We start from the raw sequence: 14,216 nt of genomic DNA, 5'->3' as shown, positions 1-14,216 counted from the left end.
GCACCAATCACATCTGTACTCGGGCGAGCGCCGCCCGTAGTTGAAAGGCTTGGTGCATGTCAGATCTGAGGCAACAGTTGATGGAGGGCCGGGTGGATCTTCCTCGGCTCGGGACGGTCGAGGAGGGGGCGGGTGACATTCCGCCGTTCGTAGTCAGGGACGCTGCCGGCGTCGAGGTCGAACCGGTGACCCGGTATCTACGAGATCTGGCGCTGAGCGACATGAGCCCGTTGACGTGTCGGAGCTACGGCCATGATCTGCTGCGGTGGTTTCGGGTGTTGTGGGTGCTGGGCATCGCGTGGGAGGCTGCGACCGGCTCGGAGGCCGACGTGCTGGTCGGCTGGATGAAGTCCGCGAGGAATCCGCAGCGACGGCGGACTCGCCCGGGCAGTGCGGCGCCGGGCGTCGTCAACGTACGGACAGGTAAGCCGTCGCTGGCCGCCGGGTACGCACCCAGGACCGTCAACCACACGTTGAGTGTGGTCTACAGCTTCTACGTCTTCCATGCGCACTTCGGTCGCGGCCCAGTGGTCAACCCGATTCCGTCATCAAGGGACCGGCGAACCGCTCTGGCGCACCGCAGCCCGATCGACGCCAAGGCAGTGTTCCGGCGTGCACGGCTGCGGCAGCGTGTCGCCGAGGCGGCTCCCCGGTCGATCCCCGACCCGTTGTGGGATGAGTTGTTCGCCGCCATGACCTGCGACCGGGACCGGGCACTGCTGCTGTTCTACGTCTCCAGCGGCGCCAGAGCCAGCGAGATTCTTGGGTTGAGCGTGGGCGATGTGGACTGGGCAGGTCTTCGGGTTTACGTGGTTTCCAAAGGAACGCGGCTGCGGCAGGCGGTGCCGGCCTCACCCGAGGCGTTCCGGTATCTGGCGTTCTACCTCAACCAGGACGGTGTTCCTGCGGCGGACGCTTCATTGTGGCGGACCCGCCGGGGGCAGCAGCGGCCGATGACGTACTGGGCAATGCGGCGGGTGCTTCAGCGCGCCAACGAGGTGCTTGGCACCAACTGGACTCTGCATGATCTGCGGCACACCGCCGCGACGCGGATGGCCAACGATCCGAAGCTGACGCTGGCCGAGGTGCAGACCATCCTGCGCCACGCGGGGATCGAGACGACCGGCCGTTACCTCACCGTCCGGGTGGAGGACATGTTCGACAAGCTTCAGGAGCACTATGAGCGGCCGCGGCCGGAACGTACCTACGCAGCTGGCTACGCCGCTGAGGACATCGCGGCGGTGTTCGGTGGATAGCCGCTACACGCTGCGCAACCGGCGTTCTCCTGAGCTGCGGAGCGACCCGGACCGGCGGGATCGAGGCACCCGGTTCGCCGCCGGGGAACTGGAGGCCGCCCCGGCCATTCCCTCGGTGCCACCGCGTCCGTTCGGGGAGTTGTCGAGGACCTCGATCGAGGCACTGGTCAAGCTTGCCGAGACCGTAATGGGTGCTCAGGACAGCAGTTCTAGCCAGAAGCGTCGGTCCGGGACGCAGCGTCTGCTTGAGATTCTGGATGGCTTCGACGGCCCGACCTGGCAGGACCGCTGGGAGGCCAGCGGCCTGAACGAGCGTGGTCAGCCAGTGAGCCGACTCAGCGACAACAAGTACCATGGCTACAACCTTGTAACCGGGCTCAAGGTCTTGTGCTGCCTACGGGTCATTCAGCCGAGCCTGGTCGCGTTTCGGTCCAACAAGTTCAACCGGTACGCACAAGCGTTTCTGGCCACCCAGCGGGACCCCCTACTTGCGAAGTTCTTCGACGAGGTCACCGAGACCCGGGCCCCGCACAAGCATCAGTACGCCGCCCAGTTCGACGTGTCGTGCGCATTGACGACCCAGGGCATCACTCTGGCGGACCTGACACCCGAGGCGCTGCTGTTCTACGCCAACGAATGCCGCCGACACGGGCTCGTCGTCGGAACGGTGGCCGGTGGCACGAAGTTCGCCGGGCAACTCGCCTGGGACGTGCTGTTCAACATGGGCCACTTCCCGCCCAGTACTCCGCCCACGCTGCGGACCTACATCTACAAAGGCCAGCGCACGGTCGAGGAGATGATCGACTTCTACGAGATCAAGACCCCCGAGGTCCGGCGCCTGTTGATCGACTACATCACCCGCCGCAAGGCCGACACCGACTACAACACCCAGGAAGGGCTCGCCCGCAACCTCGCCGGGAACTTCTGGTCAAAGATCGAGCAGATCGCCCCCAACCAAGAAGATCTTCATCTTTCAGACGAGATCTACCAGCAGTGGCGCGAAGCCGTCCGCTACCGTCAGGACGGCAAGCCCCGCGCGGACGTCGGCGGAACCGTTTTACTGCCGGTCCGCGCCCTCTACATGGATCTGCAGAGCTGGGCGTTGGAGGAGCCGGAACGGTGGGCACACTGGGCTGCCCCTTGTCCGATCCCGCCCAACGACCTGCGGGGCTTCGCGCAACGCCGTAGGCGCATCAACGACCGGATGGCCGACCGTATTCGGCAGCGCCAGCCCTTGCTGCCCACGCTTGTCGCCAAGGTCGAGGACCACTACACCAGCGTCCGCGACCTGCTAGCAGCTGCCCGCAGCGCCCCGCTCGGCGGGCACTTCACCCACCTGGGACGGTCATACCAGCGGACGAACGGCCGCAACGACCGACGCAGCTACGACGACCCAGTCCACGCCGCAGTCCGGGTGACTGACCTGGAGACCGGCACAGTCCGCCACCTGGTCCTCGAAGAAGAAGCGGCCTTCTGGGAGTGGGCATACCAGGAGGTCCTGCGGCATACAGGTATCCGGGTCGAGGAACTCGTCGAGCTCACCCACATGAGTGTCCGCCAGTATCAACGCCCCAGCGGCGAAGTGATCGCTCTACTGGTCATCGCTCCTTCGAAGACCGACCGTGAACGTGTCATCCCCATGTCCGCCGAACTCTTCCACGTCATCGCCACCATCATCCGGCGGCACACCGCCCATGGACCGATCCCGCTCCTGCCTCGCTACGACGGCCACGAACGGCTCTGGGGCGCCCCCATGCCTTACCTGTTCCAACGACAGATCGGCGCTGTCCGCCGGGTCACCGGCACCGGCACCGTGAACCACACCCTGCGACGCCGCTGCCAGTCCATCGCCGAAACCAACCCGGCCTTCCAGGGACTCCATTTCACCCCACACGACTTCCGGCGCTTGTTCGCCACCGACCTGGTCAACAACGGTCTGCCCATCCACATCGGCGCAGCCCTGCTCGGCCACCTCAACCTCCAGACCACCCGTGGCTACGTCGCGGTCTTCGAAGAGGACGTCACCCACCACTACCAGGACTTCCTCGCCCGGCGCCGCGAACTCCGCCCCGCAGAGGAATACCGACCCGCTACCACCGAGGAGATGACCGAGTTCGAAGAACACTTCGACAAACGCAAGGTCGAACTCGGATCCTGCGGACGCCCTTACGGAACGCCGTGCCAGCATGAACACGCCTGCATCCGCTGCCCAATGCTGCACATCAACCCCAAGATGCTGCCCCGCCTGCAAGAACTTGAGGAAGACCTTCACCTGCGGCGTCGGCGAGCCGTCGCTGAGGGATGGCTGGGTGAGATCGAAGGCATCGACCTCACGCTCCGGTTCCTAAGCGACAAACATCAGCAAGCCAACCGCCTCACCAAGATCACACGACAGGTGGACCTGGGCATGCCCTCACCGAGGTCACGATCATGATGCCCGCAGGCCGTCCAGCCTGGAACTCAGACCAAGAGCCGGATCGAGGGAACCTCCGCATCAACCGCGATCCCCGTTTCGCATTCGCCGCACCGTGGGCTTCCAAGGACGACGCCTGGCGGCGCTCGATCCGGCTATCCAAGCCCTGCTGGCCACCTTGCATCGCCGACAAGGCCATCGTCGACGAATCGGCCGCCCGCGCCGCGGTCAACGAAGTCATCACTGCGGAGTGATCTACGGTGAGACCGGCTGCTCTGCTGTCCTTTAGGCAGGATGCGCGCTGGGAGCGGCGGTCGACTGGAAGAGATCAGGCCTGTGCTGACGGACCTGGTCACCCATCAGGCCATGTTCCCACAAGGGATCGACAACGCCGAGGGGGATGCTGATTCTCTGTAGACCCGATGCCGGATCGATGGGCAGCCGAGCCCGATGGGCCGACAACCAGTTGGGGGCGTTGTGAGGAATCTCGTATTCGCCCCAGCCGACCAGGCCGATGCATTGCCTGGCTCCGGTTCGAACACCTATCCTGCCGGCCTTGGTAATGGTCCGTGGACTGGGAATCAGGCTTCCCACGACATCGATGCGCTCAACATGTCGCCATGCCAGGCGCACACGCGATCCGTACCAGTCCTCCATCTCCACGCCCTCAGGAGAGATGCGCGCAACCGTGGCAGCGGCCATCTGCCGCCACCTGACCAACCGCACTCCAGCGAAGGCCACCGTCGCCCCTGCTGCAAGGAACACCAGTTCGATACGATGACGATCAGGGATGAAAGCGATGAATAACAGCCATACGGGGATTAGGAGGACGGAAGGGAGAAACAACCGAATAACGGTCGCAGCCGAAAAGGCGCGCGCCATGCGAAACTCTTCCATGAACTAAACCTGGGACCTCGACGCCATCGATGTCAACGTGGGATGTGCTGCTTGTGTCGTGATCGCGAGGGCCTTGGCGCTGCTCTTGGAGCATGGCCTTGACGTCTCACGCAGACCGGATGTCTCCGTAGAGAGCAGGCACAACGACAAGGTGTACATCAAGCCGACAAGCCGCACGCCAAGGCCCCCCGTCGGTCTCACGCTGCTGGGATTTTCTCGCACCACCACATCCTCATCCTGAATGACGCGTTCGCCCTCAACGTTAGTGTCCACGCACACGTAGGCGAGCCCAGCTTGACAAGGTGCAGAGAAGGCTGCACGGACGCGGCCCGGCCACCTGCGGAATGGTGCCGGCCAGCAGCAGCTCGCGGCCCAGCGTGTAGTACGGACGCTGCCTTGTCGGCCGGGTGAAGCAGGTCGTCGGCTGGTCGGTGTCATCCAGCACCGTCACGCCATCGCGCTTGAACAGGCCACGGCGGGCCACTTGGATGGTGCGCACCCGGGCCGCGGCCAGGCGCGGGAACAGCTCCTCTTCCAGGTCGCGTTTGGTGTCGGGCCACTCGTGACCGGTCTGGGCCATCATCACCGCGCCCTGGAGCAGATAGCGCAGGGCGATCGGGTCGTCCAGCAGATCGAGGGTGGCTTTGACGGAGTCGACTCCGCCGCCGAGTCCGACCACGATGGGCAGCTGCACCACGAGGGTCCTCCATGTTTCTTCCAGGGGGCATGCAAGAGCCGCCGACCCGGGCAGCGGGCGGTGGCGGGCAGATCGCTCTGCTGGCGAGGCGTGATCAGACACGCTGGGCCTGGCGAGGGAAGGCAATGCACGGCGCGCCGATCGTGACGCGGGACCGGCTGATTCGCCGTACCTCGTCGACGGCAGCTATTCCTCGGGTGAGGCGGCGACGAGGTCGCCGGTCACGCTCATTCAGGTGAGCGCCGGCCCGGCTCGGCACCGCGCTCGGCGCTGCCCCAAGGGACGGGGTGGCGGACGATCGTACGTCCGCCACCCCGCCCTTTGGCCTCTCTTACGCGGTCGTCGGGACGCCCTCCTGGGCTTGCTGCGCGTTCTTGGCTTTTGCGCTGGCGAGGATGCCCGGGAGGTGCTTCTTGACGAGGGTCCGCAGGCGGCGCTCGTTCATGCCGGACGAGTTCACGACCTCGTGCACCAGCGGCTCGATGTCGGCCAGGTCCGGGGTCGGCGCGGGCAGGACGCCGGCCCTGTCCGCGTGCCTGAGCAGGCGTTCGTACTCGTCGCACCAGTTCTGGCCGGCGCCGAACTCCTCCATCTCTTCCCTGCTCATCGGCAGGGCCTTCAGCGCGGTTTCGGCGTGTTCGGGGTAACGCCGCACTTGCGGGTCGGTGGCCAGGAATCGCACCAGCGGGTCCTCGGACGCGATCAGTTTCTGGTACGCCTCGGCCTGCCTGATCTTGTGCGCCCTCTCCAGCTCGTGCAAGGCGGCGTGCCGCTTGTCCTTCGCCTCGAAGTAGGCCGTGACCTGGTCGGGAGACATGGTGTGGTCCCAGTCCGGAACCCGATGCGCGGTGCGCACGCGGCGGGTTTCGAGCTCGTGATCGCGGCTGTCGAGGGCCTCGTAGAACGCCTTCACCTCAGGCAGCATGGGGAACTTCCTTTCCTGTACTGGTGGACGGGCTGCCGGACGAAGGCTTGGTGGTGAGGGCCTGGGCCGTTTGCGGCGGGCTTCCCCCGTCCGGCAACGAGCCGTCAGCGGCACGGAGAAGCGCCCCGCAACCGTCCGTTTCGGCCTGTTCAAGATGTTTTGCGCCAGCAAAAGATCTTGAACAGGCCGAACTCGCCCACCAGGAACCGCGGAGCGGGGCGCGAGGACGGTTGCGAGGCGCGCCGCCGTGACGCAGGCTGCGAAGCCGGAAAGGGGGACACCGCACGGCCCGAGCGCCTCACCCAAGCGCCTGGCTGGCTGCCGCGTCAGCAACAGGGTGAGAGGCGTACGACATCAGCCGCCCGGTGAAGGAGGAGGGGCAGACTCGTGACCGGGCACGTGCCCGGTGCCGTCAGGCGGCGCGGAGCCGGTGTTCTGGCCGGTGCGCCTGTCGCTGCCGTACCGGGCGTCAACGGAAGCGTGAGGCAGACGAGGGCGCGTGCCGGTCTCGGCGGGGGAAGGGGATGATCGGCGTGCCGATCATGACGCGGGATCGCTGGTGGCGCGGCCCTATCGTCCACGCGAACTTGTGGTTGCCGCCGTGCCTGATCTCGATGGCGCCTGCCTCGCCGAGGGCCTGCGTGACCCAGTCGTGGCGAGACTGACCGGGGCGAGGCGGGGGTAGCCTTGGCCTCCAGAAGCCGCCGTATGGTGTGGTCGCTGGAAGGCTCACCGGCGCGGACCTTCTGCAGGCTGCGCTCGGGCAGGGCGGTGCCATCAGGCAGCAGCCTCAGCAGCCGCAGTTTCGTGCGGCCAAGCTATCGGGCGCCTGCGGAGCGGTAGGCGACGCCGTCGTGACCCGGCAAGATCACTCGGCCGTCGGCGGCGATCTGGGCCACGGGATCAGAGCAGGCCCGGACGCCCCGCAAACCCGCCTGCGTGGTGCCTGGCGGCGCCGAAGGGGAGCAAGACGCCTGGACATCAGATCCACTCCTTGGAGAGGGCAGGGTTCCAGGTCGATGCGACACTGCCGTGGGCGAGAGAGATGACGGCCCCCCTGCGCGTGCTGCTGGTCGATGATCAGGAGCTTGTCCGGACCGGCATCCAGCTGGTGCTGCGCCGGGAAGCGGATATCGCTGTGGTCAGCGAGGCAGGTGACGGCCGCCAGGCGCTGAAGCTGCCGACCGAGATCGAGGCCGACGTGGTCGTCATGGACATCCGCATGCCGGGCATGGACGGCCTGGAGGCCACCGCCCGCATCTGCGCCGCCAGCGGGCCGAAGGTTTTCGTCTTGACCACGTTCGACCTTGACGAGTACGTGTTCGGTGCGCTGAAGGCCGGGGCCATCGGGTTCCTGCTCAAGGACGTCGGCCCGCAGGCTTTCGTCGAGGCGATCAGGGTCGTGCACCGTGGCGAATCGGTGCTGGCGCCGTCGGCGACCCGGCTGCTGCTCTCCCACTTCGTCACCCATGGGCCGTCCCCAGGCGCCGCCGCCGTCAGCCCGCGGGCCGAGCTGCTCAGCCACCGCGAGCGTGAGGTGCTGGCCAAGGTCGCCACGGGGCTGTCCAACGCCGAGATCGCCGGCCGGATGTTCCTGTCCGAAGGGACCGTCCGTACGCACGTCAGCCACATCCTGGCCAAGCTCGGGCTGCGCGACCGGGTGCAGGCGGTCATCTTCGCCTACGAGAACAGGCTGCTCGAATCGACCTGACCACGAGCCCTTGGATCGAGAGGCCAGCCGCTGCTCCGCTGACTACGAGGATCGGCAGAGACGCGAATACGTGTCCAGGCGGATGTGGCGAGACTTCGATGACCTATACCGTGACTGGCGCTCGCTCCGGCACGCCAGTCTCGTGGGAGAAACCATGGTCAACCTGCCCTTACCGGATCGCCGACGGTCAACGGTCCTCGTCGTGGTCCTGATGGCTGTTTCAGCTCTGCTCTGCGCGGTCGATCCGCGGCCGGCGGCGGCCTCCATCGACGACGGCCAGTTCGTGTCTTTGCCGACCACTCCGGTCCTGGACACCCGCAGCGGTCTGGGCGCATCCGCAGGCATCCTGCCCGCAAACGGCTCGGTCAGCTTCCAGCTTGCCGGCCGCGCCGGCGTGCCGGCGTCGAGCGTCACAGCTGTCGCGGTGACGGTCCAGGCCAACAGCCCGACCGCCTACGGCTGGTTCAGTCTGTACCCCTCCGACCAGCCCACCACCGCCTCCATGCTCACCTATCACCAGGGTGAAGCGACCGTGGGCGCCGACGTCGTACGGCTGAGCACGACCGGCAAGCTGACCCTCAAGAACAACGGCGCCGGCGCCCAAGCCCACGCCATCGTCGCCGTGCGCGGCTACTTCACCGCAGGTGGCGGCGCCACCTATCATCCGCTGGGCACGCCGCTGTTGTACGACACCCGCTCGGGCACCGGCACCCCGGCTCGCACAACTCCGATCCTGGGCAATGGCGGCACGGCCGTCTTCGATGTGGCCGGCACCTTCGGCGTCCCCGCCACCGGCGTCGACGCGGTCGCCGTCAACGTGGTGGCCACCCAGCACACCGACAAAGGGTGGCTCACCCTGGTCCCGTCCGACCAGTCCCCAGGGTCGGGCGGGCTGACCTACGTACCCGGCGAGGACAACGCCACCCTGATGATCACCCAACTCACCGCGACCGGCGACCTAAAAATCACCAACCACGGGGCCGGACCCGTCCACGTGTCGATTTCAGCGCGCGGCTACTTCACGGTCCCCAGCGCCGACGACACCGGCCTGCCCTACCATCCAGTACCGACGGCCACCATCTACGACACTGTCAGCGGCATCGGTGGTGCCGGCACCAGCCCACTGTCCGCAGGCGCTACCGTCACCCTCGACGTCACCAGCGCCTCCGAACTCAACCCCGACGAGGTTCTCACCGCCGCGCTGAACATCAACGCCCGGCAGGCCACCCAAAACGGCTGGCTGTCGGCTTACCCAGCCGATGAGGACGACCCAAACGTCTCCAGCGTCAACTTCGCTACCGCCGAAAGCACCAACGGGTTCGACCTCACCGTTCCGAGCTTCGACGGCCGCATCAAAATCACCAACCACAGTGCCGGCACCGTTCACGTTACCGTCACCGTCACCGGCTACTTCACCGAGGTCGACAACCCCGACGGCGAGCCCGGACCTGAACCACTTCTGGTCGAGGAAGGTACCGAGACGGTACCGATCGACCCCGACATTGAGCCCCACACCTACGCCAGAGTCACCTACAAGGACTACACCGCCGAGAGAGCCTTGGCACGCGGCGGCTTCGGCGGTTGGATCTGGGTGCGGTATCGCACCTACAGCAACGGCCGCACCCGCCTGCTCGACGTCAGGGTCAACGCACACAATGCCGGCGGCCCCTGGCCAGGCTATAAGGAGAACATCTACGTCGCCTGGCGCGGCGTCGGCGGAAAATACACCTACTTCTGGAAACAGCAGAACTCCGCCGGCGTTTACTGGTTCATCGAGGACTATGTTGGAAAGCGATACCCCAGAGCATCCAGCAAGCCGTACGTCAAGATCAGGGTGAAGTGGAGCCACCCCATCGAGCCTGACTATCTCTCCAAGACGTACATCAACGCCTACGGCAGACCCGCCGAGTAGCCGCTCAGGCGTCGACGCCGGAGGGGCAGGCGACTTCATTCGCGAGATTGGGCGCCAGAGGTTCGCGACTTCCGGCGCCACGTTGCCAGCGCCGCGTGCCGAGATGTTCGCCAGGACTGATACCACTTGTGGATCTTGCCCGCCGGCGGTAGCTCCGGAGCGGTGTTGGGTCAGCGGGTCTGTCGGTGCTCCAGCCAGTCGCCGAGCATACGGTGGGTGAGGTCGTCGAGGGGCCGCGTCCGTCCGGCGATGGTAGGTACCGAATGCATGCCCTGGTGGCGTAGCGCCAAAATCCGGTCCGATCCTCCAAGCGCCGCCAATTGCATCGGATGCGAACTCGCAACAGGTGGAGAATCTGCCCGGAGAGGGGAGCAATCACGCTGTGGACCTGCGTACTTGAGCAGGATTCTGGCCGCGACGATACCGGTCACGAGGGCCTTGCTGCGACCCGTGCAGGGGGCTGGCCTGGGACTCCGCCGACGACTCGCATAGGATGCGGTTTTCTCGCATCTGATGCGAGTCGCGGAGGGTGGTGAACCGGTGGGGTTCAACGGGTCGATACCGGGGGCGGCCGGGCTGCACCTGGTCGACGGGGTCGCGTTGCTGCGGCCGGAAGAACAGGTCTTCGCGGCGATGCTGATGGGGTTCGCCAACCAGCAGCTCGCGCGGAATCTGGCCCGGACGACCGTGGAGGGCCGAGAGAACACAATCAAGGCGTTCGCGGACTATGTGAACACCTACCCCTGGCACTGGACACCGGCGATGGTCGACGAGTGGCTCGGTGACCTGCGCTCGCTGCGGGACCTGAAGCGCTCCACGATCCGCTCGTACTCCGAGGCCGTGCGGGCGTTCTGCCACTTCATCACCGATCCGCTCTACGAGTGGACGGCGACCTGCGAAGAGCGGTTCGGTACCCACCCGGTGCAGGTCGTGCACGAGTGGAACACCGCCATGCACGTCCAGGACAACGAGGCGGACGCGAAGAAGCGCGCGTTCACCAAGGCCGAGCTGCACGCCTTCTTCGCGCACTGCGACGACGAGGTCGCCCGCATCCGGGCCTTCGGCCGCAAGGGCTGGCTGCCCGCCTTTCGCGACGCGACCCTGTTCAAGACCGCCTACGCTTTCGGACTGCGGCGCAACGAGACGCGGATGCTGGACGCCGCCGACTTCGGCCGCAACCCGCACGGCGGCGAGTTCGGCGTGTACGGCCGGTGCCAGGTCCGGTTCGGCAAGGCCAAGAAGGGCTCGCCGCCCAAGCGCCGCGGGGTGCTGACCGTGTTCGACTGGACTCCGGACGTCCTGGACGAGTGGTTCACCGAGGTCCACCCGCTGTTCGGCACCAACGACAACCCGGCGGCCTGGCCTTCCGAACGGGGCCTGCGGATCGGCTGCCAGCGGCTCAACTCCCGCTTCATCGCCTACCGCAAGGCCCTGGGCCTCGACGAGGGGCTGGACTTCCACTCCTTCCGCAGGTCCTACGTCACCCACCTCATCGAGGACGGCTGGGACCCGCGCTTCGTCCAGGAGCAAGTCGGCCACGAGCACGCCAGCACCACCTCGCTCTACACCTGCGTCTCCTCGGACTTCCGCACCCGCACCCTGCGGCGGCACCTGGATGCCACCATCGCCGCGGCCCTTGGGACCCAGACCGAGAGGCAGGCATGAAACGCAAGGTCGGCTACACGTGGCGGCTGCGTGAGGTCATGGCCCAGCACCAGATTTTCACGGCCACCGAACTGGTGCCGCTGCTGCGCGAACGGGGCATCGACTTGTCCGCCTCCCAGGTCCACCGCCTGGTCTCCGGCACCCCGGAACGCCTGTCGTTGCAGGTCATGGCCGCGCTCTGCGACATCCTGTCCTGCACTCCGGCCGACCTGGTGGACACCACCGCCGAGAACGCCGGGGTCCGCAAGACCGCCACCGACAACCTGCCCGCACCGCCCGCGAACGTCGCGAAGCTGCGGCCCCGCGCGGCCCGCATCCTGCCCGACGCATGACCCGCACCTACGCCACCGGCGAGCAGTACGAACGCCGGTACATGGCCGAGTGCTGCCGCTGCGGCCGCCGCAGGCACAAGGCCGGCACCTGGCCGGATGGATACGTCTGCCGCACCTGTTCGGACCGCGCCGTCCGGACACGGGGTACCTGTCCGGGATGCGGCCAGGACCGGGCCCTGCCTGGGCTCCGCCCCGGTGACGGAGTCCCGATTTGCACCACCTGCGCCGGCTTCTCCCGAACCTTCGACTGCTCACGCTGCGGCTTCGAGGGCAAGCTCCTGGGCGGGCGGCTGTGTGAGCGCTGCACGCTCAGCGACCGCCTCACCGCGCTCCTGGACGACGGCACCGGCCGCATCCGTCCCGCGCTGGTCCCGCTGTTCAACCTGCTGGTGGCGATGGAGAAGCCCGGCAGCGGACTGGCCTGGCTGGCCATGCGCCGCAGCCAACCGGCGAACGCCTCCCGATTGCTGCAACAGCTCGGCCTCGGCCAGATCTCGCTGACCCACGACGCCTTCCACGAGCTCCAGCCCTGGCGAACCGCCGCTCACCTGGAAGAACTCCTGATGACCAGCGGAGTCCTGCCTACGGTCGACAAGTACCTCTGCTCCTTCCAACGCTGGCTTCCCGGGCATCTGGCCAGCATCACCGACTCCGAGCACGTCAAAACGATCAGGCTCTTCGCGACCTGGCGCGTCCTCCCGCGGCTGCGGGCCCGCGCCGAGCGAAGCCACATCACACCCAGCGTCCGGAGGTTCGCCGCCGAACAGATCAAGTACGCGACCGCCTTCCTGCAATGGCTCGGCCAACGCAACAACAGCCTCGCGTCCTGCGGCCAGATCGACATCGACGCCTGGTGGGCCGAGAGCAGCGAACACGGCCGCACCTGCCTGAGGGCCTTTCTCAGCTGGGCCATGCAGACCCGTAACTGCCCACGCTCCCTGTCCATCCCCGCGATGAAGGTCTCCCGGCGGGCCGCACTGAGCGAAGACGAACGCCTCGACGCCCTTGGCCGACTGCTGACCGACACGGAGATTCCGATACGTCTGCGTGTCGCGGGGGTCATCGTGCTCCTCTATGCGCAGCCCGTGAGCCGCATCGTCCGGCTCAGCGTCGACGACGTGGTCCACGACGGCGACACCCTACTGTTACGGCTCGGTGAACCCGCCTCGCCCGTTCCCGCACCGGTCGCCGCTCTGCTGCTGGAGCACATAGCGAACCGCGACAACATGAACACCGCCACCAACCCCGCCTCCCGATGGCTCTTCCCGGGCCGCCGGGCAGGACAGCCAGCCCGCCCCGACCACCTGTCCGCGCTCCTGAACGAGGCCGGGATCCCGGCCTCCGCAGCACGTGGCGCCGCCATCCGCCAGCAGCTCCTCGAACTGCCCGCTCCCGTCGTTGCCGACGCTCTCGGCTACCACAACAAGACCACCAGCCGCCTCATCAGAGAGACCGGCGGGACATGGAGCCGATACGCCGCTGGCGATCACACAAGGTCACCGACAAGCCGGCCTCCTCGGGGAGCCGGCGACAGTTGACTACGAGAGCCCACAGCAGAAGGCCATTCTCTAGCGGAGACGGGCCAGCAAGTGGGCGTCCAGGAAGCCCCGCTCGGAGGCCGGGTCGTGGAGCAGCCGCGCGAATGTGGCGAACCCAGCCCCGGCCAGCAACTCGGCGAAGCGGTCCGCCGGCCAGCTATAGGCGGGTGTCACCTTGTGGTCGAAGCGGACCGGCTCGGGCGCGTCGGTTCCGAAGAATGAGACCAGGAGAAGGCCCCCCGGCGCCAGGACACGCGCCTGCTCGGCGAGCAGCGCGGGTAGTTCCCCAGGAGGGGTGTGAATCATCGAGTAGTGGGCCAGCACGCCGCCGAGCGCGCCGTCCTCAACTGGGAGTTCCTCCATCCGGGCCTCATCGAACTTCAGCGCCGGATGGGCCCGCCGAGCGTGGTCGACCATGGCCGGAGAGAGGTCGAGCCCGAAGGCATCCAGCCCCAGGTCGTGCAGCATGGCCGTCAGATGTCCGGGCCCGCAGCCGACATCCGCCACCCGCGAATTCCCCGTCCCACGCACCAACTCGGCGAAGGTGCCGATCATGTTCCGTGTGAACGGCTGCGTCTCCAGTCGGTTAGCGAACATCGACGCATATAACTCGACGACCCCGTCGTAGGCCGTCCTGGTCTCGTCCTGGTGCTTCGCCACGGGAAGGAAGTTAGCACCCCCCATTCTCAGCTGTTCTCCGGCCCGGTGCCGAATCCTGCGCCGTCGTATCGGACTCGCTCGGCTACCAGGACAAGGCCATCACCCGGTGGCGCGACAAGCCGCTGGCGACCACGGCCGCGCCCAGGGAGATGGTGTTTGAGAAGGCCACCTGTAATCCGGTGGACTATTAGGAGGCAATCGCCTCAATGG

General features: G+C 66.7%; 12 protein-coding genes. 8 read left to right on the top strand and 4 right to left on the bottom strand.

Features of this window, described 5'->3' with window-relative positions; genetic code table 11:
* Positions 1–56 precede the first annotated feature (56 nt).
* The 3 genes from AC5L3X_RS34325 to AC5L3X_RS34315 are packed head-to-tail and all read left to right on the top strand — an operon-like array spanning position 57 to position 3,923.
* Complete coding sequence (locus AC5L3X_RS34325; protein WP_494862601.1) at positions 57–1,256, top strand: tyrosine-type recombinase/integrase; 1,200 nt, start codon at positions 57–59, stop codon at positions 1,254–1,256.
* Complete coding sequence (locus AC5L3X_RS34320) at positions 1,249–3,690, top strand: tyrosine-type recombinase/integrase (protein WP_494862599.1); 2,442 nt, start codon at positions 1,249–1,251, stop codon at positions 3,688–3,690. The genes AC5L3X_RS34325 and AC5L3X_RS34320 overlap by 8 nt, the downstream gene beginning before the upstream one ends.
* The gene (locus AC5L3X_RS34315; protein ID WP_494862597.1) at positions 3,687–3,923 is read left to right on the top strand and encodes a hypothetical protein; all 237 of its coding nucleotides are present in this window, start codon (positions 3,687–3,689) and stop codon (positions 3,921–3,923) included. The genes AC5L3X_RS34320 and AC5L3X_RS34315 overlap by 4 nt, the downstream gene beginning before the upstream one ends.
* Before the next feature lie 31 nt (positions 3,924–3,954).
* Here AC5L3X_RS34315 and AC5L3X_RS34310 read toward each other — a convergent pair whose 3' ends face one another.
* From AC5L3X_RS34310 to AC5L3X_RS34300, 3 genes are all read right to left on the bottom strand, one after another.
* Positions 3,955–4,566 (bottom strand): hypothetical protein, encoded by a 612-nt coding sequence (locus AC5L3X_RS34310; RefSeq protein WP_494862595.1) that lies wholly within the window; start codon positions 4,564–4,566, stop codon positions 3,955–3,957.
* A gap of 262 nt (positions 4,567–4,828) precedes the next feature.
* The gene (locus tag AC5L3X_RS34305; RefSeq protein WP_494862593.1) at positions 4,829–5,263 is read right to left on the bottom strand and encodes a hypothetical protein; all 435 of its coding nucleotides are present in this window, start codon (positions 5,261–5,263) and stop codon (positions 4,829–4,831) included.
* 331 nt (positions 5,264–5,594) lie between these two features.
* Positions 5,595–6,188: a hypothetical protein gene (locus AC5L3X_RS34300; protein ID WP_494862591.1), complete on the bottom strand. Its 594-nt coding sequence runs from the start codon at positions 6,186–6,188 to the stop codon at positions 5,595–5,597.
* Positions 6,189–7,233: 1,045 nt separating this feature from the next.
* On the opposite strand from AC5L3X_RS34300, the gene AC5L3X_RS34295 reads away from it, so the two are divergent.
* From AC5L3X_RS34295 to AC5L3X_RS34275, 5 genes are all read left to right on the top strand, one after another.
* Positions 7,234–7,899, top strand: a complete 666-nt coding sequence (locus AC5L3X_RS34295) for a response regulator (RefSeq protein ID WP_494862590.1) — start codon at positions 7,234–7,236, stop codon at positions 7,897–7,899.
* Between the two features lie 154 nt (positions 7,900–8,053).
* Positions 8,054–9,811, top strand: a complete 1,758-nt coding sequence (locus AC5L3X_RS34290; protein WP_494862588.1) for a hypothetical protein — start codon at positions 8,054–8,056, stop codon at positions 9,809–9,811.
* Positions 9,812–10,351: 540 nt separating this feature from the next.
* Positions 10,352–11,476 (top strand): tyrosine-type recombinase/integrase, encoded by a 1,125-nt coding sequence (locus tag AC5L3X_RS34285; protein ID WP_494862586.1) that lies wholly within the window; start codon positions 10,352–10,354, stop codon positions 11,474–11,476.
* Entirely contained in the window at positions 11,473–11,808 is a 336-nt protein-coding gene (locus AC5L3X_RS34280) for a helix-turn-helix domain-containing protein (RefSeq protein ID WP_093175773.1), read from the top strand. Before AC5L3X_RS34285 ends, AC5L3X_RS34280 begins: the two co-directional genes overlap by 4 nt.
* Positions 11,805–13,346, top strand: coding sequence for a site-specific integrase (locus tag AC5L3X_RS34275; protein ID WP_494862583.1), 1,542 nt, complete (start codon positions 11,805–11,807; stop codon positions 13,344–13,346). The genes AC5L3X_RS34280 and AC5L3X_RS34275 overlap by 4 nt, the downstream gene beginning before the upstream one ends.
* Positions 13,347–13,376: 30 nt before the next feature.
* Here AC5L3X_RS34275 and AC5L3X_RS34270 read toward each other — a convergent pair whose 3' ends face one another.
* A complete protein-coding gene (locus tag AC5L3X_RS34270) occupies positions 13,377–14,006 on the bottom strand; it encodes a class I SAM-dependent methyltransferase (RefSeq protein ID WP_189122621.1) in 630 nt (209 codons plus the stop codon).
* Between the last annotated feature and the right edge of the window lie 210 nt (positions 14,007–14,216).

It is taken from the genome of Nonomuraea sp. CX421 (genome assembly GCF_059358955.1).
This window is presented reverse-complemented; position numbering and strand designations above follow the sequence as displayed.